The organism is Streptomyces sp. NBC_01445 (assembly GCF_035918235.1).
Taxonomy (GTDB): domain Bacteria; phylum Actinomycetota; class Actinomycetes; order Streptomycetales; family Streptomycetaceae; genus Streptomyces.
Genome location: NZ_CP109485.1, coordinates 4618379 through 4640564, shown reverse-complemented (window position 1 = coordinate 4640564; position 22186 = coordinate 4618379). Strand labels below are relative to the sequence as shown.

General features: G+C 71.3%; 13 protein-coding genes. 11 read left to right on the top strand and 2 right to left on the bottom strand.

Annotated features, from left to right (window positions below):
• The first annotated feature begins 67 nt into the window (after window positions 1-67).
• From OG574_RS20975 to OG574_RS20965, 3 genes are all read left to right on the top strand, one after another.
• A complete protein-coding gene (locus tag OG574_RS20975; protein WP_324903690.1) occupies window positions 68-652 on the top strand; it encodes a sigma-70 family RNA polymerase sigma factor in 585 nt (194 codons plus the stop codon).
• Window positions 653-1008: 356 nt separating this feature from the next.
• On the top strand, window positions 1009-2514 hold the full coding sequence (guaB, locus tag OG574_RS20970) for an IMP dehydrogenase (protein WP_326774491.1): 1506 nt from the start codon (window positions 1009-1011) through the stop codon (window positions 2512-2514).
• A gap of 114 nt (window positions 2515-2628) precedes the next feature.
• Window positions 2629-3753: a GuaB3 family IMP dehydrogenase-related protein gene (locus tag OG574_RS20965; RefSeq protein WP_100594838.1), complete on the top strand. Its 1125-nt coding sequence runs from the start codon at window positions 2629-2631 to the stop codon at window positions 3751-3753.
• 109 nt (window positions 3754-3862) lie between these two features.
• Here OG574_RS20965 and OG574_RS20960 read toward each other — a convergent pair whose 3' ends face one another.
• Window positions 3863-5116, bottom strand: coding sequence for a nucleotide sugar dehydrogenase (locus OG574_RS20960; RefSeq protein ID WP_326774490.1), 1254 nt, complete (start codon window positions 5114-5116; stop codon window positions 3863-3865).
• Window positions 5117-5401: 285 nt separating this feature from the next.
• Here OG574_RS20960 and OG574_RS20955 point away from each other — a divergent pair, with 285 nt between their 5' ends.
• On the top strand, window positions 5402-7108 hold the full coding sequence (locus OG574_RS20955) for a glycerol-3-phosphate dehydrogenase/oxidase (RefSeq protein WP_100594836.1): 1707 nt from the start codon (window positions 5402-5404) through the stop codon (window positions 7106-7108).
• A 215-nt stretch (window positions 7109-7323) separates the two neighbouring features.
• Here OG574_RS20955 and OG574_RS20950 read toward each other — a convergent pair whose 3' ends face one another.
• Entirely contained in the window at window positions 7324-8355 is a 1032-nt protein-coding gene (locus OG574_RS20950; protein WP_326774489.1) for a serine hydrolase domain-containing protein, read from the bottom strand.
• Window positions 8356-8469: 114 nt separating this feature from the next.
• Between OG574_RS20950 and OG574_RS20945 the strand changes: the two genes are divergently transcribed.
• The 7 genes from OG574_RS20945 (at window position 8470) to OG574_RS20915 (ending at window position 22105) form a co-directional block, all read left to right on the top strand.
• A complete protein-coding gene (locus tag OG574_RS20945) occupies window positions 8470-10566 on the top strand; it encodes a serine/threonine-protein kinase (protein WP_326774488.1) in 2097 nt (698 codons plus the stop codon).
• A 129-nt stretch (window positions 10567-10695) separates the two neighbouring features.
• Window positions 10696-13161 (top strand): protein kinase, encoded by a 2466-nt coding sequence (locus OG574_RS20940; protein WP_326774487.1) that lies wholly within the window; start codon window positions 10696-10698, stop codon window positions 13159-13161.
• Window positions 13162-13390: 229 nt separating this feature from the next.
• On the top strand, window positions 13391-14965 hold the full coding sequence (locus tag OG574_RS20935) for a serine/threonine-protein kinase (protein ID WP_326778565.1): 1575 nt from the start codon (window positions 13391-13393) through the stop codon (window positions 14963-14965).
• A gap of 101 nt (window positions 14966-15066) precedes the next feature.
• Window positions 15067-16659, top strand: a complete 1593-nt coding sequence (locus OG574_RS20930) for a serine/threonine-protein kinase (protein WP_326774486.1) — start codon at window positions 15067-15069, stop codon at window positions 16657-16659.
• Window positions 16660-16729: 70 nt separating this feature from the next.
• Window positions 16730-18439, top strand: coding sequence for a serine/threonine-protein kinase (locus tag OG574_RS20925; protein ID WP_326774485.1), 1710 nt, complete (start codon window positions 16730-16732; stop codon window positions 18437-18439).
• Between the two features lie 171 nt (window positions 18440-18610).
• Window positions 18611-20239 carry a succinic semialdehyde dehydrogenase gene (locus OG574_RS20920; protein WP_326774484.1) on the top strand — a complete coding sequence of 543 codons (1629 nt, stop codon included), beginning with the start codon at window positions 18611-18613 and terminating at the stop codon, window positions 20237-20239.
• Window positions 20240-20269: 30 nt separating this feature from the next.
• Window positions 20270-22105: a GMC family oxidoreductase gene (locus tag OG574_RS20915; protein ID WP_326774483.1), complete on the top strand. Its 1836-nt coding sequence runs from the start codon at window positions 20270-20272 to the stop codon at window positions 22103-22105.
• Window positions 22106-22186: the final 81 nt, after the last annotated feature.

Below are 22186 nucleotides of genomic sequence, written 5' to 3'. Positions count from 1 at the left end.
TAACGCTTCAGTGCACAACTACGGACGCGGTGCCACGGACCGGACGCCGCCAAGGCACCATGGACCGATGCGCGACGACGAGGCAGCCGGCCCAGGAGCCATCGGTGCACTGGTCCACAGCGCCGTCGAGGGCGACGAGCAGGCCACGCACGACCTTCTCGCGCACGTCCACCCCCTCGCGATCCGCTACTGCCGCAGCCGTCTGACCCGACTGCCGGGTGACGCACGGCACTTCGTGGAGGATCTCGCGCAGGAAGTCTGTGTCGCGGTGCTCCTCGCGCTGCCGCGCTACAAGGACACCGGGCGCCCCTTCGAGGCGTTCGTCTTCGCCATCGCCGCGCACAAGGTCGCCGATCTGCAGCGCGCCGCCATGCGGCATCCCGGTTCCACCGCCGTGCCCTCCGACGAGATGCCGGAGCGGCCCGACGACTCGCTCGGACCGGAGGAGCGGGCCCTGCTCAGCAGCGATGCGGAGTGGGCGAAGAAGCTCCTCGCCAACCTTCCGGAGAACCAGCGCGAGCTGCTACTGCTCCGTATCGCCGTCGGCCTCACCGCCGAGGAGACGGGACAGATGCTCGGCATGTCGCCGGGTGCCGTCCGTGTCGCCCAGCACCGCGCACTCAGCCGACTGCGGGCGCTCGCCGAGCAGTGAGCCGAGACGGCGAGCCGAAGCGGCGAGCCGAAGCGGCGAGCCGAAGCGGCGAGCCGAAGCAGCGAGCCGAAACAGCGAGCCGAAGCAGCGAGCCGAAGCAGCGAGCCGAAACAGCGAGCCGAAACAGCGAGCCGAAACAGCGAGTGCGAGCAGAGCAGTGCTTCAAGCAGCGCCCCAAGCAGTGACCTGATGAGTGAGACGCGCCACGCGCGCGTGGTACTCCCCCTGTGCAGGGCGCGGGCTGCGCACGTGTGAACGTACAAATCTGCTTGGTGATCTTGATCGTGGAATGAGACACCTCCAGATCCCGTTAGCATGGACATCCGCACCGATCAAGGCCATTTGGGGAAGGTGTCATGACTGCAAACGTCGACGGAGTGCCCGAGAAATTCGCGACACTCGGGCTGACCTACGACGACGTGCTGCTGCTGCCGGGCGCGTCCGAGGTCCTCCCGAACGCGGTCGACACCTCGTCCCGCATCTCCCGCAACGTGCGCGTGAACATTCCGCTGCTGTCGGCGGCGATGGACAAGGTCACCGAGTCCCGCATGGCCATCGCCATGGCGCGGCAGGGTGGCGTCGGCGTGCTGCACCGCAACCTGTCGATCGAGGACCAGGTCAACCAGGTCGACCTCGTGAAGCGTTCCGAGTCCGGCATGGTGACCGACCCGATCACCGTGCACCCGGACGCGACGCTGGCCGAGGCCGACGCGCTCTGTGCGAAGTTCCGCATCAGCGGCGTCCCGGTGACCGACCCGGCGGGCAAGCTGCTCGGCATCGTCACCAACCGCGACATGGCGTTCGAGTCCGACCGCAGCCAGCAGGTGCGCGAGGTCATGACGCCGATGCCGCTCGTGACCGGCAAGGTCGGCATCTCCGGCGTCGACGCCATGGAGCTGCTGCGCCGCCACAAGATCGAGAAGCTTCCGCTGGTCGACGACGCGGGCGTCCTCAAGGGCCTCATCACGGTCAAGGACTTCGTGAAGGCCGAGCAGTACCCGAACGCCGCGAAGGACGCCGAGGGCCGCCTCCTCGTCGGTGCCGCGGTGGGCGCCAGCCCTGAGGCCCTGGAGCGCGCTCAGGCGCTGGCCGAGGCGGGCGCGGACTTCCTCATCGTCGACACGTCGCACGGACACAACAGCAACGCGCTGAACTGGATGGCGAAGATCAAGTCCAGCGTCGGCGTCGACGTCATCGGCGGCAACGTCGCGACGCGTGACGGCGCGCAGGCCCTGATCGACGCCGGTGTCGACGGCGTGAAGGTCGGTGTGGGCCCCGGCTCCATCTGCACCACGCGCGTGGTCGCCGGTATCGGTGTCCCGCAGGTCACCGCGATCTACGAGGCGGCTCTCGCCGCGCGTGCCGCCGGTGTCCCGGTCATCGGTGACGGCGGTCTGCAGTACTCCGGCGACATCGGCAAGGCGCTCGCCGCCGGTGCCGACACGGTGATGCTGGGCAGCCTTCTCGCGGGCTGTGAGGAGTCCCCGGGTGAGCTGATGTTCATCAACGGCAAGCAGTTCAAGTCGTACCGCGGCATGGGTTCCCTCGGGGCGATGCAGTCCCGTGGGCAGGGCCGGTCGTATTCCAAGGACCGCTACTTCCAGGCCGAGGTCGCCTCCGACGACAAGCTCGTGCCCGAGGGCATCGAGGGCCAGGTGCCCTACCGCGGCCCGCTGGCCAACGTGCTGCACCAGCTCGTCGGCGGCCTGCGCCAGACGATGGGCTATGTGGGTGCCGCCTCCATCGACGAGATGGAGACCAAGGGCCGGTTCGTCCGGATCACGTCCGCGGGCCTCAAGGAGAGCCACCCGCACGACATTCAGATGACGGTCGAAGCGCCGAACTACAGCCGCAGCAAGTAGTCGCCGACAGTCGAAGACAGGGTCAGGGGCGGTCCCGGGGTTCCCGGGGCCGCCCCTGGCGCGTATGTCGGGGATACTGGAAGGCGCTGAAACGCAGAGGGAAAGGCCACACACGTGACTGAGATCGAGATCGGGCGCGGCAAGCGCGGCCGCCGGGCGTACGCCTTCGACGACATCGCCGTCGTACCGAGCCGCCGTACGCGCGACCCGAAGGAGGTCTCGATCGCCTGGCAGATCGACGCCTACCGCTTTGAGCTGCCGTTCCTGGCCGCTCCCATGGACTCGGTCGTGTCGCCGGCCACCGCCATCCGGATCGGGGAGCTCGGTGGCCTCGGCGTGCTGAACCTCGAGGGCCTGTGGACCCGCTACGAGGACCCGCAGCCGCTCCTCGACGAGATCGGCGAGCTGGACACGGAGAGCGCCACACGCCGCCTCCAGGAGATCTACGAGGCTCCCATCAAGGAGGAGCTGATCGGGCAGCGCATCAAGGAGGTGCGCGACTCCGGTGTCGTCACCGCCGCCGCGCTGTCGCCGCAGCGCACCGCCCAGTTCTCCAAGGCGGTCGTGGACGCGGGCGTCGACATCTTCGTGATCCGGGGGACCACCGTGTCCGCCGAGCACGTTTCCGGTGCCGCCGAGCCGCTGAACCTGAAGCAGTTCATCTACGAGCTCGACGTGCCGGTCATCGTGGGCGGCTGCGCCACGTACACGGCCGCGCTGCACCTGATGCGCACCGGCGCGGCCGGTGTGCTCGTCGGCTTCGGTGGCGGCGCCGCGCACACCACGCGCAACGTGCTGGGCATCCAGGTGCCGATGGCGACCGCCGTGGCCGATGTGGCCGCCGCCCGCCGTGACTACATGGACGAGTCCGGCGGCCGGTACGTGCACGTGATCGCCGACGGTGGCGTGGGCTGGTCCGGCGACCTGCCGAAGGCCATCGCCTGCGGCGCCGACGCCGTGATGATGGGCTCCCCGCTGGCGCGCGCCACGGACGCGCCCGGCAAGGGCCACCACTGGGGCATGGAGGCCGTCCACGAGGACGTGCCGCGCGGCAAGAAGGTCGACCTCGGGACCGTCGGTACGACGGAGGAGGTCCTCACCGGGCCTTCGCACACCCCGGACGGTTCGATGAACTTCTTCGGCGCCCTCAAGCGCGCCATGGCGACGACCGGCTACAGCGAGCTCAAGGAGTTCCAGCGGGTCGAGGTCACGGTGGCGGACTCGCAGCACCGCCGCTGACGCAGTTTTACGGAGATGGGGCCCGCACCGGTTCGGTGCGGGCCCCATCTCCGTAGAGGGCCGCTACAGGTCTCCGTAGAGGGCCGGTACAGCTCTTCGTGGAGGGCCTCTACAGGCGGTGGGCCGCGCCTGTCGGGGTGGCGCCCCTGGTGTCCAGGAGGAGCTGGGCCTTCACGGACAGGCCCTGGAGGTCGTACGTGCGGTGCTGCTGAAGCAGGATCGTCAGGTCGGCGTCGGCGGCTGCCTCGTAGAGGGAGTCCGCGCGGGGGACGGGGTGGCCGAGGACGTTCCACGACGGGATGTGCGGGTCGTGGTAGCTGACCGCCGCGCCCAGTTGCATCAGCCGGGTGGCGATCTCATGGGCGGGGGTGCCCTCCAGGTCGGCGACGTCGGGCTTGTACGTGACGCCGAGGAGCAGGACGCGGGCGCCGCGGGCCGATTTGCCGTGTTCGTTGAGGAGGGTGGCGGCGCGCTGGATCACGTACTGCGGCATGTGGTGGTTGACCTGCTGGGCCAGTTCCACCATGCGCAGGGGGCGGACCGGGAGGGGCGGGCGTGAGAGGTCCTGGGGCACTCCGTGGCCGCCGACGCCGGGGCCGGGGCGGAACGCCTGGAAGCCGAAGGGCTTGGTCTCGGCGCAGCGGATGACGTCCCACAGGTCGACGCCCAGGTCGTGGCAGAGGACGGCCATCTCGTTGACCAGGGCGATGTTGACGTGGCGGTAGTTGGTCTCCAGGAGCTGGACGGTCTCGGCCTCGCGTGGGCCACGCGCGCGTACGACCTTGTCGGAGAGGCGGCCGTAGAAGGCGGCGGCGGACTCGGTGCAGGCGGGGGTGAGGCCGCCGATGACCTTGGGGGTCGTGGCGTACGCGTGCGTGCGGCTGCCGGGGTCGAGGCGGCCGGGGGAGTAGGCGAGGTGGAAGTCGCGGCCGGCGCGCAGCCCCGAGCCGTCCTCCAGGAGGGGGCGCAGGACGCCTTCGGTGGTGCCGGGGGCGACCGGGGTCTCGATGATCACCGTGGTGTGGGGGCGCAGGCGGGCGGCGAGGGCGCGCGTGGCGTCGGTGAGCTGCGCGAGGTCGAGGGAGCGGTCCGCGCCGAGTGGCGCGGGGGCGCAGATGACGGCGGTGCGGACGCGGCCGAGTTCGACGGGGTCGGCGGTCGGCCGGAAGCCCCCCGAGAGCATCCGGCGGATGTCGGCGGCGGTCAGGGTTCCCTCGGCGCCGTCGCCGGGGAGGCGGCCGGCCGCGAGGTCGGTGGCGCGTGCGGGGTCGTAGCCGATGGTCGCGATGCCGGTGGCGACGGCGGCCTGGGCGAGGGGCAGGCCGAGGTGACCGAGTCCGATGACGGCGAGATCTGCGGGCATGGAAGTGGGCCGTCCTTCCCAATAGCCGGAGCGGGAGGGGAGCGCAAGTCCTGTGGACAAGATGGACGAGCGCAATGTCAGACTAGGAGTAAATATGACCGTTATGCGGTATTGCGGGGCCGGGAATCCGGGAGTGTTGTCCACAGGCTGCGGGTGAGTGGTGGCTGAAGTCGTGCACGGCGGTCAGAATCGGTGAATGGGGAATGAGAGCGGGGGCGCACCGAACAGGTGACACCGGTGGGCCCGACTGGACCGACGCCGACTGACCGACAGCGGGAGGTAGCAGTGAGGACAGCGACACTGGGACCGGCGGAGCGTGCCGAGGCGCTCGCGGGAATGGCCGAGCGGGAGCTGGACATCCTGGTCGTGGGCGCGGGGGTGGTCGGCGCGGGAACCGCGCTCGACGCCGCGACCCGCGGTCTGTCCACCGGCCTGGTCGAGGCGCGGGACTGGGCCTCCGGCACATCGAGCCGGTCGAGCAAGCTGATCCACGGCGGGCTCCGGTATCTCGAGATGCTCGACTTCGCGCTCGTGCGCGAGGCGCTGAAGGAGCGCGGGCTGCTCCTTGAGCGGCTCGCCCCGCACCTCGTGAAGCCGGTCCCGTTCCTGTATCCCCTCCAGCACAAGGGCTGGGAGCGGCTGTACGCGGGCTCGGGCGTCGCCATGTACGACGCGATGTCGATGGCGCGCGGGCACGGGCGCGGACTGCCCATGCACCGCCATCTGAGCCGGCGTCACGCACTGCGGGTCGCGCCCGCGCTCAAGAAGGACGCGCTCGTGGGTGCGTTGCAGTACTACGACGCGCAGATGGACGACGCGCGGTACGTGGCGACGCTGGTGCGGACCGCCGCGATGTACGGGGCGAAGGTCGCCAACAGGGCGCGTGTGACGGGGTTTCTGCGCGAGGGCGAGCGCGTCGTCGGCGCCCGCGTCGAGGACGTGGAGGGCGGTGGGGAGTACGAGATCCGCGCCCGCCAGATCGTGAACGCGACGGGCGTGTGGACGGACGACACGCAGGCGATGGTGGGCGAGCGGGGCCAGTTCCACGTGCGCGCGTCCAAGGGCATTCACCTCGTCGTGCCCAAGGACCGGATCAACTCGACGACCGGGCTCATCCTGCGTACTGAGAAGAGCGTCCTGTTCGTGATCCCGTGGGGGCGCCACTGGATCGTGGGCACCACGGACACGGAATGGGACCTCGACAAGGCGCACCCCGCGGCCTCCAGCGCCGACATCGACTATCTGCTCGAGCATGTGAACTCGGTGCTCGCGGTGCCCCTCACGCGCGACGACGTCCAGGGGGTCTACGCGGGCCTGCGGCCCCTGCTCGCCGGTGAGTCCGACGCCACGAGCAAGCTCTCGCGCGAGCACACGGTGGCGCACCCCGTGCCGGGGCTCGTCGTCGTGGCGGGCGGCAAGTACACGACGTACCGGGTCATGGCCAAGGACGCCGTCGACGAGGCGGTGCACGGGCTCGACCAGCGCGTTGCCGACTGCGTCACCGAGGACGTTCCGCTGGTCGGCGCCGAGGGCTACCACGCGCTGTGGAACGCGCGGGCGAGGATCGCCGCGCGGACCGGGCTCCATGTGGTGCGGGTGGAGCATCTGCTCAACCGGTACGGGTCGTTGGCGGAGGAGCTGCTCGACCTGGTGGCTGCCGACCCCGGGCTCGGCGCGCCCCTCACCGGCGCCGACGACTATCTGCGGGCCGAGGTCGTCTACGCCGCCTCGCACGAGGGGGCGCGGCATCTCGACGATGTGCTGACGAGGCGCACGCGGATCTCGATCGAGACGTTCGACCGGGGGACGCGGTGTGCGCGTGAAGTGGCGGAGCTGATGGCTCCGGTGCTCGGCTGGGACAAGGACCAGATCGAGCGTGAGGTGGAGCATTACGAGAAGCGGGTGCAGGCTGAGCGGGAGTCTCAGCGTCAACCTGATGACCTCTCGGCCGATGCGGCGCGATTGGGGGCGCCGGATATTGTGCCGCTGTGATGGGGTGGGCCGGGGTTGCGCTGGGGGCTGTGCCCCCAGACCCCCCTTCGCCCTTCGGGCTCGTCCTCAAGCGCCGGACGGGCTGGGGGTTCGGGCTCGTCCTCAAGCGCCGGACGGGCTGGGGGTTCGGGCTCGTCCTCAAGCGCCGGACGGGCTGGGGGTTCGGGCTTGGCCTGTCCTCAGGCGCCGGGCGGGCTGAAACGGCGTGCTCGTCTTTAGGTGTCGGGTTCGCAGAACTCTGCCGTCAATAGGCGGCGTTCCAGTTGGGGGGTGTTCGTCACCGTGGCTGTGTCGGTGCGGAACGTGATGACTCTCGACGCCGTTTTCGTTGCCGCTGTGCGGACGTAACTGCCTTCGATTCGGCCGTTGTGGCCCCAGACCGTCAGTCCGCAGGGGAGTTTCGTCGGGTAGAGGCCCATGCCGTAGCGGCCTTGCGCGGTGCGGGTGTTGAGCATCGTGCCGAGTTGGCGTGGCGGGAGGAGGACGCCCTTCAGGAGGGCCGTGTAGAAGCGGTTCAGGTCCGTGAGGGTGGAGATCAGTTCGCCTGCGGCGCCGGCCACGCGTGGGTTCAGGATGGTTACGTCGCGGCCCTTCGCGTCGTACGCGCGGCCGTGCGGGGTGGGTAGGCCGGTGTGAGTGCCGGGGAACGACGTACCGGTGAGGTGGAGCGGTTCGATGATGCGGCGGCGGGCCTCGGTCGCGTACGAGTGGCCCGTGACCTGGCCGATGACCATGCCGAGCAGGACGTAGTTCGTGTTCGAGTACGACCAGTGGCCGCGGGGCTTCGGCGGGTCGGCCTCGGCCAGGCGTACGGCGGTTCCGGGGGATACCGGGATTTTGCCGTGCGTGCGCGCCGTGAAGTCGGGCAGGCCACTGGTGTGGGTGAGAAGCGAGTGGAGGGAGACGGCGTGGTCACGTAGGAGACCCGGGAGGTGATCGTCAACCGTGTCCGAGAGGCGCAGGCGGTGTTCGGCGGCGAGTTGCAGCACGACCGTTGCGATGAACGACTTCGTGATGCTCCCGGCCCGGAAGTGGTCGGTGCGGCGGATCGTGGGGCCGGTGCGTACGAAGCGTGTCGTCCTGCCCTCGCGGGCGAGCAGCGCCGCGGCGGGGGCCTTGCCCTCCGTGACCAGCAACGGAAGAGTGGCGTCCGTGGCCGGGGCCGCGAGTGTCGTGGAACTGCCCGGAAACATACAGAACAGGGCTGCTGCCAGGGGTATCGCCAGCAGTGTCCGAAGTACGGGCATGACGGTTCCTCCCTGTGTGCGGTCCATCTTGCGGGACGGCCGACCCTGGGCGTGGAGTGGTCCCCGGGTAAGGGACAATGAAGGCTCTGTCAGGGCGGGTTGCAGAGGGGACGCATGTCGGAGGCGGAGCAGGCGGGCACAGCTCGTCAGGACAAGAGTGCACGTCTCCTCGCCGGGCGCTACCGGCTGGGAGAAGTCCTCGGCCGCGGCGGCATGGGCACCGTGTGGCGGGCGAAGGACGAGACGCTCGGCCGGACGGTCGCCGTCAAGGAGCTGCGGTTCCCGTCGAGCATCGACGACGAGGAGAAGCGTCGCCTGATCACGCGTACGTTGCGTGAGGCGAAGGCGATCGCGCGGATCCGGAACAACAGCGCGGTGACGGTCTACGACGTGGTCGACGAGGACGACCGGCCGTGGATCGTGATGGAACTCGTCGAGGGCAAGTCCCTCGCGGAGCAGATCCGCGAGGACGGTCTGCTGGAGCCGCGGCGCGCCGCCGAGGTCGGTCTCGCGATCCTCGACGTGCTGCGCGCCGCGCACCGCGAGGGCATCCTGCACCGCGACGTGAAGCCGTCGAACGTGCTGATCGCCGAGGACGGGCGCGTCGTCCTCACGGACTTCGGCATCGCCCAGGTCGAGGGCGACCCCTCGATCACGTCCACCGGCATGCTCGTCGGCGCGCCCTCGTACATCTCGCCGGAGCGGGCACGCGGGCACAAGCCCGGTCCCGCAGCCGACCTTTGGTCGCTCGGCGGACTGCTGTACGCGTCGGTGGAGGGCGTTCCTCCGTACGACAAGGGGTCTGCCATCGCGACCCTGACTGCCGTCATGACCGAGCCGGTCGACCCGCCCAAGAACGCCGGGCCACTGGAGAAGGTCATCTACGGGCTGCTCGCCAAGGACCCGGAGCAGCGGCTCGACGACGCCGGGGCGCGGGCGCTCCTCAACGACGTCCTGCACGCCCCCGAGCCCAAGGACGAGGAGCCCGAGCCGGTCGACGCGACCAAGGTCGTGCCGCTGCCGCCCATTCCCGAGCAGACGTCCAGGGCGCCGAAGGCGTCGAAGACGCCCAAGGTGCGCTTCGGTAAGGGGAGTTCGGGGGCAGGGGCTGCTGCGGGCGCCAGTGCTGCCGCCACTTCTGGTTCCGCGGAGGCCGGATCCGGATCCGCTTCCGGTGTCGCCGTGGGCGATGGCGCGGGCAAGAGGGGCGAAGAGGCCGCCGAGAAGCTGCGCGGTGCGCTGCGGACGGTGCGGAAGGCCGCTGCTGCGGCCACCGCCGCGACGGCGGCCGCAGCGGCAGGCAAGGGTGGCGGAGAAGCGTCCGGCGCTACGGCGGAGGCCTCCGCGCATCCCGCGGTCGGGCAGGGCGGTTCGGGTATCCCGGCGCAGCCCGCCGGGCCGCCGCGTACGCCCGCGACCAGGGCCTCGCTCACGGACGTGGTTCCGCGGCGCACCCTCGTGATCGTGGCGGTGCTCGTCGCGCTCGCCGTGATCGGCACCGTCATCGGCATCGCGTTCAGCGGTGGCGACGACGGCAGTGCCGCCAAGGGCGGCGACAAGGCCGCGTCCGCGGGAGCGACCGGAGGCAGCGGCGGTAGCGGTAGCGGTAGCGGTAGCAAGGACAAGGGCAGCGGCTCCGGCAGCGGCGCGGCGCAGGACGGCGGCAAGGGCTCCGACAAGGGCAAGGGCTCCGGCTCGGACACCGGCAAGGACGGCGACGCCGGCCAGGGGGCGTCGCCCGAGAGCACCAGCGGCGGCGGCGGGGTCCCCGGCGCCGGCGGCGCCGCCTCGACGTACAAGCACGACCAGGGCTTCTCCATCGGGCTCCCGAAGGGCTGGAAGTACACCTCGACGAGCGCGGCGGGGGCCCGCTTCACGGGTCCCGACGGGCAGAAGCTGCTCGTCGGCTGGACGACGACGCCCAAGTCGAACCCGGTCCAGGACTGGCGCAACCAGGAGCAGTACATGCGCCGCGCCCAGTACGACCGGATACGCATCGCGGCCGTCGACTTCCGCGACTGGAACACGGCGGACTGGGAGTTCACTTACGTCGACGGGGGCACCAAGTACCGCTCCGTAGACCGCGGTTTCGTGGTCAACAGCGGTCTCGGCTACGGCCTGATGTACACGGCCAAGGCCGCTGACTGGGACGGTGCGCAGCGCAAGGCCGCCTGGGAGACGTTCACCAAGACGTTCGAGCCGAAGTCCTGAGCCTGACAGCGGTCCGGCACGTATCGTGAGTGCTTGCGGACCGTGCGCAGTCGCATCGGTACGCATCACTGCGCACAACAGGGCGCAAAGCGAACGGAATTGACCACCGGGCGGACAGGGGGACGCGTCGTGGAGGACTACGCGGGGCGAGTGCTCGCCGACCGCTACCGCCTGCCGCTGTCGCCCGCCGACGCGTACGAGTTCGCATCGACGCGGGCGTTCGACACCTACAGCGGCCAGGAGGTCCTGGTCAGACAGGTGCCGTTACCCGAGGTCGTCGAGGCCGAGGTGCTCGACGCCGAGGGGCTCCCGGACGGCTTCGTGCCGCGTGAGTCGCGTGGCCGGCGCGAGCGGGGGGACGCGGCGCGGACCACGCGCAGGCCGACGGATCCCGCGGTGCGCCGTGCCATCGAGGCCGCGCAGGCCGCCGCCCAGATCCCCGACCATCCGCGGCTCGACCAGGTCTTCGACGTGTTCGCCGAGGGCGGCTCGCTGTGGATCGTCAGTGAGGTCGTCTCCGCGCGGCCGCTCGCCGCGCTGCTCGCCGAGGAGCCGCTGTCCCCGTACCGGGCGGCCGAGGTCGCGTCCGACGTCCTCACCGCCCTGCGCGCGCTGCACGCCCACGGCTGGGTCCACCGGAACATCACCGCCCGCACGGTTCTCGTGTGCGACGACGGCCGGATCGTGCTCACCGGACTCGCGGCCGGCGCGGCGGAGGAGGCGTTGTGCGGCTATGACCCGACGCCGGCGCCGCCCGCGGCACCTTCGGAGCCGCAGGACCCGCAGTCTTCGGCTCCCGCGTCCCCCTACACGCCTCCCGCTCCCTTTGCCCCCGCGCCGTCCCGGCCCGCCGCCCTTGAGTCCGGGAGTGACCCGCGGGCCGCGCGCGCGGGGGCGATAGCCGCGTACCGGGCCGGTGCGCGGGCCGCCGCGCGCGGGGGTGTGGACACGGACGGGACGCCGGGGCCGCCGCAGCGCGGGCCGGGCGGGGAGTCCGGGGGCGAGTCCGGCGCCGGGACACACTGTGGCGACGCGCAGTCCGGCCGGATCGACGACCCCTACGGCGTACGCGGTTCCGCCGAGCGCCCCTGGCACGGGGCGATCCCGCGGCCCGGCATGGAGCAGGCCGAGCCCACCGCTCTTGAGGGGCCCGACTCCGCCCCGGAGAGCACGCGTTGGGACCAGCTCATCCCCGCGCAGCAGACGGCGTCGACGGCCGGTCGCGGGCCGGCCACCGCCCTCGCCGCCGACCGTGCGCGGCAGGCGCGGATGACCGTCGTCGGGCCCGTCACGGAGCGCTGGGCGCCCGAGCAGGCGGGGCCCGTCCACGAGAACTGGCAGCTGGCCGCCCCGATCGGCCCGGCCACCGACCTGTGGGCCCTCGGCGCCCTCCTCTTCCGGGCGGTCCAGGGGCATGCCCCGTACCCGGAGGAGAACACCGGTGAGCTGGTGCAGATGGTGTGCGCCGAGCCGCCCGCGTTCGCCGAGGAGTGCGGGCCGCTGCGGCCCGTCGTCGAGTCGCTGCTGCGTCAGGACCCCACGGAGCGGCTCGACTTCGAGGAGCTGCGGGGGTGGCTCAGGTCGCTGGTGCGGTCCGCGCCGGAGCCTGAGGCGGGCGCGAACGTCGTGGTCGCACCCCCGTTCGACGCCACGCGGCTGCCGGTCGTACGGCGCCGGGGCGAGCTCGTGCGCAGGCGCCGCTGGCGCTCCTCCGCCCAGGCCGGAGCTGGGCCCGGGCATGCGCGGCACAAGCGGGCCAAGGCGCAGCCGCAGCAGGCTGAGCGGCACACGAGGCCGGAGCTTCGCCCCCAGTCGGAGCGAGAGCGTCGCCCCCAGTCGGAGCGCGGTCCCAGCAAGCCCCGTTCGCTCGGCCGCACCCTGCTCGTTCTCGTACTGCTCGGCCTGGCCGCCGCGGTCGCGTATGCCGTGCTCTTCATGCCGAAGGCCGAGCCGAGCGGCGGCACGCCCGGCGATGGCGGCAAGGATCACGCGGGCGCCACCGGCGGGGGCCGGCCCGCGCCCGAGGGCGGCAGGTCCACGCCGACGCCGTCGGCGGGCGAATCCGCGGGCAAGAACGGCGGCAACAGCTCGTCGACCCCCTCCGCCACCGATCCGCAGACCGACTCGTCCGAGCCCGAGGTCGCGCAGGGCTTCACGCTGCGCAAGGACCCCGAAGGGTTCCGCGTCGCCGTCGCCAAGGGCTGGAACCGGCAGGGCAGGAACGGACAGGGTCAGGTCCTGTACACGCACGGCGACTTCGAGCTCGTCGTCGTCCCGGGCCGCGACAGCACCTCCGCGTACGGCAGCGACCCGATGACGTACCAGCGGGAGAAGGAGCGCGAGTTGCAGCCGTTCCGCGACTCGACGTGGGCGACGTCCTCCGGGATGCGCCGGATCGACGTGGGCGGTCGGGCCATGGCCGAGGGCCAGTTCACGTGGCAGAACTCGGCGGGTCGAGAGACGTACGTACGCAACCTCGCGATGATCGTGGGCGGCCGCTACCACGTGGTGCAACTGCGGGGCCCCGAAGCCGAACGCGACGAGGTGACGCGCCTGTACGAGCAGGCGTCGGCGACGTATCAGAGCACTGGTTGAGAACCCTGCCCGGTGCACGGGCTGAGACAACGCCCGGTGACGTACGGGCGCACGGAATACACCCAGTTGATGACCTGTCGGCCCCGTCCCGGCAGGCGACAAGCGTCACAGTGCGGTCTCCGTGCACCCCCGGCGGTTCCCTGGGCCTGGGCCGCTCCCTAATGTGGCTCTGTCAAGGCCATGAGCGGCCCTGGCACGACCAATGCGCCTGCGGGGGAACGTGAATCAGATGCAGGGCCTGCTCCTCGCGGGCCGCTATCGACTCGGTGACTCGATCGGGCGAGGCGGCATGGGCCGGGTGTGGCGGGCACACGACGAAGTGCTGCACCGGGCCGTGGCTGTCAAGGAACTGACGGCGGCCCAGTACGTGCAGGAGGCCGACCGCGCCGTGCTGCTCGCGCGGACGCAGACGGAGGCGCGGGCCGCCGCGCGCATCAACCACCCGGCGGTCGTCACCGTCCACGACGTGCTGGAGCACGACGACCGGCCGTGGATCGTGATGGAGCTCGTCGAGGGCCCCTCGCTCGCGGACGCCGTCAAGGAACATGGCCGGATCCAGCCGCGCGAGGCCGCCCGCATCGGCCTGTGGACACTGCGGGCGCTGCGCGCCGCGCACGCGGCCGGGGTGCTGCACCGCGACGTCAAGCCGGGCAACGTCCTGCTCGCCCGCGACGGACGGGTGCTGCTCACCGACTTCGGGATCGCGCAGGTCGAGGGCGACTCGACGATCACGCGGACCGGCGAGATCGTCGGCTCGGTCGACTATCTGGCGCCCGAGCGGGTCAGCGGCGCCGCGCCCGGACCCGCGTCCGACCTCTGGGCGCTCGGCGCCACGCTGTTCACGGCCGTGGAGGGCAAGTCCCCGTTCCGGCGCACGTCGCCGATCAGCACGATGCAGGCCGTCGTCGAGGAGGAGCCGGGCGAACTCACGTACGCGGACGCCCTCGCGCCCGTCATCCAGGCGCTGTTGCGCAAGGATCCGGCCGCGCGCCCGTCCGCCGACGAGGCCGAGACGATGCTCGCCGAGGCCGCCGAGGGGCGCCGTTCCGACGCGGCGCAGGCGTACGTACCCACACAGGTGCATGTCCCGGCACAGCCGACGCCCACGGAGCAGTCGACTGCGATAGGCGTGCGACAGCCGGTGACGCCCGCGGCCCGCGCCTCCGGTAGCCGCAAGTGGCCGCGTGTCGTCGCCGTGGCCCTGGCGGCGGCTCTCGTCGGCGGCGGTGGCGTGTTCGCCGCGAACCACTATCTGAACGACCGGACCTCGTCGAACTCGAACTCCGGCAAGGACGGGGCCCCGAGCACATCGGCGGGTTCGGGCAACGGCAAGCACAAGTCCGGGAGCATTCCGGACGACTGGGTCCGCGTCGACGACGTCGAGGGCTACAGCCTCATGCTGCCGAAGGACTGGAAGCGGCAGGCGGACGGCACCCAGGTCGACTACACGCCGGACGGCGGCGCGCACTTCGTGCGAATAGCGGTCGACAAGTCCCCCGACTGGCCCGACTCGTACCACCACCAGCTGGACCTGGAGCGGCAGGTAACGAAGCCGCCCGGGCTACCCGACTACCAGCAGGTCAATCTGCAGCCCAACACCTACCGCGACCGGCCGGGATCCCTGTGGGAGTTCACCTGGACCGCGGGCAACAAGGACACGACGTCGGGCCCGCGGCACGCGATCGAGCAGACGTACGTCGAGAACGACGGCACCGAGTACGCCATCTATCTGTCCGTGCCGGAGGCCGACTGGGACGAGGGGCGGCAGCAGTTCGACGCGATCCTGCGGGGCTGGGAGCCGTAGCCGCCCGTGGCCCGCGGGCGCCGGCCCTGCGGTTTCGTTGATCCCTTGACGGCCCGGAGCACGCCCCTCCGGCGCCCGTTCCGTGCGGCATGATGGAACGCATGGGGACCGAGGGGGAGGACAACGTCCGTGTGATCGCCGGGCGTTACCGGCTGGAGGCGCGCATCGGCCGGGGCGGAATGGGCGTCGTGTGGCGCGCCTCCGACCAGCTGCTCGGGCGGCGCGTCGCAGTCAAGGAACTCGTACTCGACGAGACGCTCTCCGCCGACGAGGCCCGCCGCCAGAAGGACCGCACCCTGCGCGAGGCCCGCGCGGTCGCCCAGCTGAGCCACCCGAACGTCATCGTCGTCCACGATGTCGTGGAGCACGGCGAACGCCCGTACATCGTCATGGAGTTGATCGAGGGCGGCTCGCTCGCCGACCGGCTCTCGCGGACCGGGCCCGTCGACGCGCGGGAGGCGGCCCGGATCGGGATCGCGCTCCTCGGCGCGCTGCGGGTCGCCCACGCGGCGGGGGTGCTGCACCGCGATCTGAAGCCGGCGAACGTGCTCGTCGAGGCGGGCAGCGAGCGCGTTGTGCTCACGGACTTCGGGATCGCGCAGGTCAGCGGCGCGACGACGCTCACCGAGACGGGTTCCTTCGTCGGCTCGCCCGAGTACACGGCGCCCGAGCGCATGTCGGGGGAGCGGACCGGCCCCGAGTCGGACCTGTGGTCGCTGGGCGCGATGCTGTGCGCGGCCTTGACGGGCGAGTCGCCGTTCCGGCGCGACTCGCTGGGCGGGATCATGCACGCCGTGGTCGTCGGCGAGATCCGCCCGCCCGCCGAGGCCGAGCCGCTGCTGCCCGTCGTACGGGGCCTCCTCGAGCGCGATCCGGAGCGCAGGCTCGGCCTGGACGAGGCCGACCGGCTCCTTCGCGCGTACGTCGCCACGGGTACGACGCCGCGGTCCATGGGCGGCTACACGCCCACCGCCAGGAACAGCCTCACGGCGCCCGCTCCCGCGCCCCCGCAGAAGCGTTCCGCTCGCGTGGTCCTCGCGGCCGCCGCGCTCGTCGCCGCGATGGCCGGGGCAGGCGTCTCCGCGGCCGCGCTGCTCGTGAACGGGGGCGATGGCGGCGGCACCCACCGCCCCACGGCGTCCGCGCCGGGCCCCACGGGCGACACGGCGTCCCCCTCGGACTCGGCGTCGGAGCCCCGTCCGACGGTCACCGTCACGGAGCAGCAGACCGGCACGCGGCCCGCGTCCCCCGCCGGTTACCGCACGGCCGTCGACCCGGAGGGGTTCTCCCTGGCCGTGCCGGACGACTTCAGCAGGAAGCCCGACGGATCCCGGATCTTCTACATGTCGCCGGGCGACACGTTCAGGATCGGCATCAAGGAGGCGGCCCCCGACCCGGGCGGGCCCGGCGCCGTGCAGCGCCGCTCCGACGCGAAGGGGCCCGCCAACAACCCGGGCTACCGCGACGGTTCGGTCACCGACACGACTCACGGCGGCCGGCCCGCCGCGCTCTGGCGGTTCACGTGGAACGGCTTCAGCACGGCGGAGGGCGCGAGGCACACGTACGACCTGTGCTGGGAGCAGGGCGGCCGGATGTACGACGTGTGGGTGTCGGCGCCGGTCGGCCGGGTAGCGGAGGCCAAGCGGTACTTCGACACGGCGGTCGCCACATTCGTGCCCTCCGGGGGCGGCTGAGGCATCGGGGCGGTCACAAGTGAGTGACCCGAGTGGATCCGGAGGCGTCCCGCACGGTAGGCATGGAGGCATGAGTAACAACGGGGGACCCGCCTACGGCCCGAACGATCCGACGAGCTTCGGACTCCAGCCGCCGCAGCCGCCGCACACGCCCCAGCAGGGGAACCCGTACGCCCAGCCTCCCACCGCGTATCCGCAGCCGCAGCCGCAGCCGCAGCCGCAGCCGCAGCCCCCGCACCAGCCGTCGCCCACCCAGGTCGTCCCGCCGCGGCAGAGCGCGGAGGCCGAGCCGGGCGCGGGGCGTCTCATCGGCGGGCGCTACCGGCTCCTGAGCAAGCTCGGGCACGGCGGCATGGGCACCGTGTGGCGGGCCAAGGACGAGACGGTGGACCGCGAGGTGGCGGTCAAGGAGCCGCGCGTCCCCGACCATCTGCCGGAGCGCGAGCGGACCACCGTCTTCGAGCGGATGCGGCGCGAGGCGCGCGCGGCGGCCCGGCTCGACCACCCGGCCGTGGTCAACGTCCACGATGTCGCCGTCGAGGACGGACAACCCTGGATCGTCATGGAGTTCGTGCAGGGGCGCACGCTCGGTGACGTGCTCCAGGAGGGCACGCTCAGCGCCCGCGAGGCGGCGCGGATCGGCCTCGAAGTGCTGGGCGCCCTTGAGGCCGCGCACGCCGCGGGTGTCCTGCACCGCGACGTGAAGCCCGACAACGTGATGCTCGGCCGCCACGACCGCGTGGTCCTCACCGACTTCGGCATCGCCCAGATCGAGGGCGAGACCAATCTGACGGACACCGGCGGCTTCGTCGGCTCGCCCGAGTTCATCGCCCCGGAGCGGGTCCTCGGCCAGCGCCCGGGCCCCGCGTCCGACCTGTGGTCCCTCGGCGTCGTCCTGTACGCGGCGACGGAGGGCGTCTCGCCGTTCCGCCGCAACAACACGCCGGCGACGCTCCAGTCCGTGATCAACGCGACCCCGGCGGCGCCCGCCGCGGCCCAGGGCCCGCTCGCCGAGGCCATCAACGGCCTGCTCGCCAAGGACCCGGCCCGGCGCCCGAACGCGGCGCGCGTGCGCGACCTCCTGGAGCGCGCGGCCAACCCGCCGGTGCAGCCGCCCACCCAGGTCGTCCAGCTCGCGGGCCCCGGCGGCAAGGGCGTCAGCCTCAGCCGCAAGGCGTTGCTCGGCGTCGGCGCCGCGGTCGTCGCGGCGGCGGTGGTGGCGTACCTGGTGATCGCGAACCCGTTCGCGGGCCCGCTGCCGGACGGGTGGCAGGACCATCGGGAGAAGACGGTCGCGGCGACGTTCGCGGCGCCGCCGGAGTACGTCAGATTCGAGGCGGACAACAGCATCATCAAGACCGATCACTGGGTCTCCTACCGGGATCCGAGCTACGCGGTCTCCATCACCCTCTCGCTCAAGAAGAAGTCCGAGGACAGCGTGAACGGGATCGCGAGCTCCGCGTCCGCGCAGGCCTACAAGGACTCCGACGAGATCAACAAGGGTGACAACTCGAAGATGGCGGACAAGCCCGCTCCGCGCAGTCGGACCGCCAAGACCACGTACAACGACCGAGAGTCCGCCGAGAACACCATCACCTACACGGATGACAGCGATTCCGACGAGCTCAAGCCGCGCGAGGCGAAGGTCTTCTACTACAAGACCAAGTCGGGCGACATGTACCAGCTCTGGATCGACTACCCGGGCAAGGGCGACTTCACCGAGCGCGGGCGTGAGGTGGCGAAGGCGGCGATCGCCAATCTCGACATCGACAAAGTCTGATCGGCGAGTATCGGCGGACATCGGCGAACATCGACGAACTCCCGGCGAAGGCCCTGACAACGCCCTGATCAGCGCCTTTGTTGCCAGCGATCGCTGGCGGCGTGTGAGTGCTTGGTGAAACCTCGTTACCCGTGGGTACCCAAAACGTTGACGGGCCCTTACGCTCGCGCCATGACGGACTCGCAGGCCATCTCCAAGGACCGTACGGACAAGACCGGCACGAACCCGGTCGCCCCCGCCCCGCAGGGCGCGCGCACCGCGGCCGACGTGGTGACGCCCGAGCTGGTCGCCCAGCTCACCAAGGGTGTGGCCGGCTCGGGCCGCACCGCCAACCACACGCCGTTCACCGGCGAGAAGCTGGCGGACCTGCCCGAGTCCACGCCCGAGGACGTCACGGAGGCCTTCGAGCGCGCCCGCGCCGCGCAGGCCGTCTGGGCGAAGGTGCCCGCGCGGCAGCGCGCCGCCGTGCTGCTGCGCTTCCACGACCTGGTGCTCGCCCGCCAGGCTGAGGTCCTCGACCTGATCCAGCTGGAGACCGGCAAGGCGCGCCTGCACGCGCACGAAGAGGTCCAGGCCGTGGCCGTCGCGGCCCGCCACTACGGCCGCAAGGCCCCCGCCTACCTGAAGCCGAAGCGGCACACGGGCGCCGTCCCGACCCTCACCAAGGTCACCGAGTTGCGCCAGCCGCGCGGCGTCGTGGGCCAGATCGCCCCCTGGAACTACCCTCTCGAGCTGTCCGTCGGTGACGCGCTCCCGGCGTTCGTGTCCGGCAACGCGGTCGTCATGAAGCCCGACACGGAGACCTGCCTGACAGCGCTGTGGGCGCGTGACCTGCTCATCGAGGCGGGGCTGCCCGCCGAGGTCTTCCAGGTCGTCCTCGGCGAAGGCCCGGTCGTGGGGCCCGAGTTGGTCAAGCACGCCGACTACGTCTCGTTCACCGGCTCCACGCGCACGGGCCGCGAGGTCGCCCAGGGTGCCGCCGCGCGCCTCGTCGGCGTCTCGCTCGAACTCGGGGGCAAGAACGCGATGCTGGTCCTGGCGGACGCCGACATCGACAAGGCGGCGGCCGGCGCGGTCCGCGCCTGCTTCTCCTCCGCGGGCCAGCTCTGCATCTCCATCGAGCGGCTCTACGTCCACGAGTCGATCGCCGACGCGTTCGTCGAGCGGTTCGCCACGCGCACCAAGGCGATGCGCCTGGGCAAGTCCCTCGCGTACGGCGCGGACATGGGATCCCTGGTCGGCGAGCGGCAGTTGGAGACGGTGACGCGGCACGTCGACGAGGCCGTGGCCAAGGGGGCGAAGCTCGTGGCCGGTGGCGTCGCGCGCCCCGACATCGGCCCCTACTTCTTCGAGCCGACCATCCTCGACGCCGTCGAGGCCCCGATGGCCGTGTGCAACGAGGAGACCTTCGGCCCGGTCGTCTCCATCTACCGCTTCACGGACGAGGACGAGGCCATCGCGCTGGCCAACGGGACGCCGTACGGCCTGAATTCCTCGGTCTGGACGAAGGACGCCAGGCGCGGTCACGACGTCGCCTCCCGGCTGCGCACCGGCACCGTCAACATCAACGAGGGCTACGCGCCCGCGTACGGCAGTGTCCAGTCGCCGATGGGCGGCATGAAGGACTCGGGCCTCGGCCGCCGCCACGGCTCCGAGGGCATCCTCAAGTACACCGAGGCGCAGACCGTCGCGCACCAGCGGATCATGCCGATGGCGCCGTCGTTCGGGATGACCGACGAGAAGTACGCGGCGTTCATGAGCCGCAGCCTGAAGGCGATGAAGACCTTCCGTCTTCGTTAGAGCACCACCCGTTCTCAACGAGGAGAGCCAGTGTCACAGGAGAACTCTGTCCGGAGTGAAGCCGGGAGCGACGACGACGCCGCGTACGACTACGACGTCCTCGTCGTGGGCTCCGGCTTCGGCGGCTCCGTGTCCGCCCTGCGCCTGACCGAGAAGGGCTATCGCGTCGGCGTGCTCGAAGCGGGCCGCCGCTTCGAGCCCGGCACGCTGCCCAAGAACTCCTGGGACCTCAAGAACTACCTGTGGGCGCCCAAGTTCGGCATGTACGGCATCCAGCGCATCCACCTCCTCGGCAATGTGATGGTCCTCGCCGGGGCGGGCGTCGGCGGCGGCTCGCTGAACTACGCCAACACGCTCTACGTGCCGCCGAAGCCGTTCTTCGAGGACCCGCAGTGGAAGGACATCACCGACTGGCAGGCGGAGCTGAAGCCCTACTACGACCAGGCGCAGCGCATGCTGGGCGTGCGGCTCAACCCGACCATGACCCCGGCCGACGTCCACCTCAAGGCGGCGGCCGAGGACATGGGCATCGGCGACACGTTCCACATGGCGCCGGTGGGTGTTTTCTTCGGTGACGGCAAGGACGCCTGCGGCGAGGACGGGGCCGGTTCGGTGAAGGCCGCGCCCGGCACGCAGGTCGACGACCCGTACTTCGGGGGCGCGGGCCCGGCCCGCAAGGCGTGCACCGAGTGCGGCGAGTGCATGACGGGCTGCCGCCACGGCGCGAAGAACACCCTCAACGAGAACTACCTGTACCTCGCCGAGAAGGCGGGCGCGGTCGTGCACCCGATGACGACGGCCGTCTCCGTCACCGACGACTCGCAGGGTGGCTACGCGGTCCAGACGCTCCCGACGGACGACAAGAAGAAGGGCGCGGGCCGTACGTTCAAGGCCCGGCGCGTGATCGTCGCGGCCGGCACGTACGGCACCCAGACCCTGCTGCACCGCATGAAGGCGGGCGGCCAACTGCCGTACCTTTCCGCCAGGTTGGGCGAGCTGACGCGGACGAACTCCGAGGCGCTCGTCGGCGCCCAGACCAACAACCGCCGCTACAAGAAGCGTCACGGCAAGCCCAAGGTCGACTTCACGCAGGGCGTCGCGATCACGTCCTCGATCCACCCGGACGAGAACACGCACATCGAGCCGGTCCGCTACGGCAAGGGCTCGAACGCGATGGGCGGCATGACGATCCTCCAGGTCCCGTACGCGCAGGGTTCGTCCCGCGTGGCCGGGTGGCTCGCCAACGTGGCCAAGCACCCGACCCTGATGGCACGTTCGCTCTCCAACCACCGCTGGTCGGAGCGGACCATCATCGGCCTGGTCATGCAGTCACTCGACAACTCGCTGACGACCTATCTGAAGCCGGACGGCGTCGGCAAGGGCCTGCTCACGGCCGAGCAGGGCCATGGCGCGCCCAACCCCAAGCAGATCAAGGCCGCCGTGGACGCCGCGTCGACGATCGCCGCCGAGATCAACGGCTTCGCCGGCTCGAACATCGGCGAGCTGATGGGCACCCCGCTGACCGCGCACTTCCTGGGCGGCTGCCCGATAGGTGACTCCCCGGAGACGGGTGTCATCGACCCGTACCACCGCGTCTACGGGCACCCGGGCATCTCGGTCGTCGACGGCGCCGCGGTCACGGCGAACCTGGGCGTGAACCCGTCACTGACCATCACGGCCCAGGCCGAGCGCGCGATGTCGTACTGGCCCAACAAGGGCGAGGAGGATCCGCGTCCGGCGCAGGGCGTGGCGTACGCGCGGCTGTCGGCCGTGGCGCCGAAGAACCCGGCGGTCCCACAGGACGCGTTCGGCGCGCTGAAGCTGCCGTTCCTGGGGATGCCGGCGGTCCCGCCCAAGAAGAAGTAACCACGCGGCCCGGCAGCCCCGGGTACACGAACAGTCCCGGACACACGAAAGGACCTGCGCCCCCCTCCGAGCGCAGGTCCT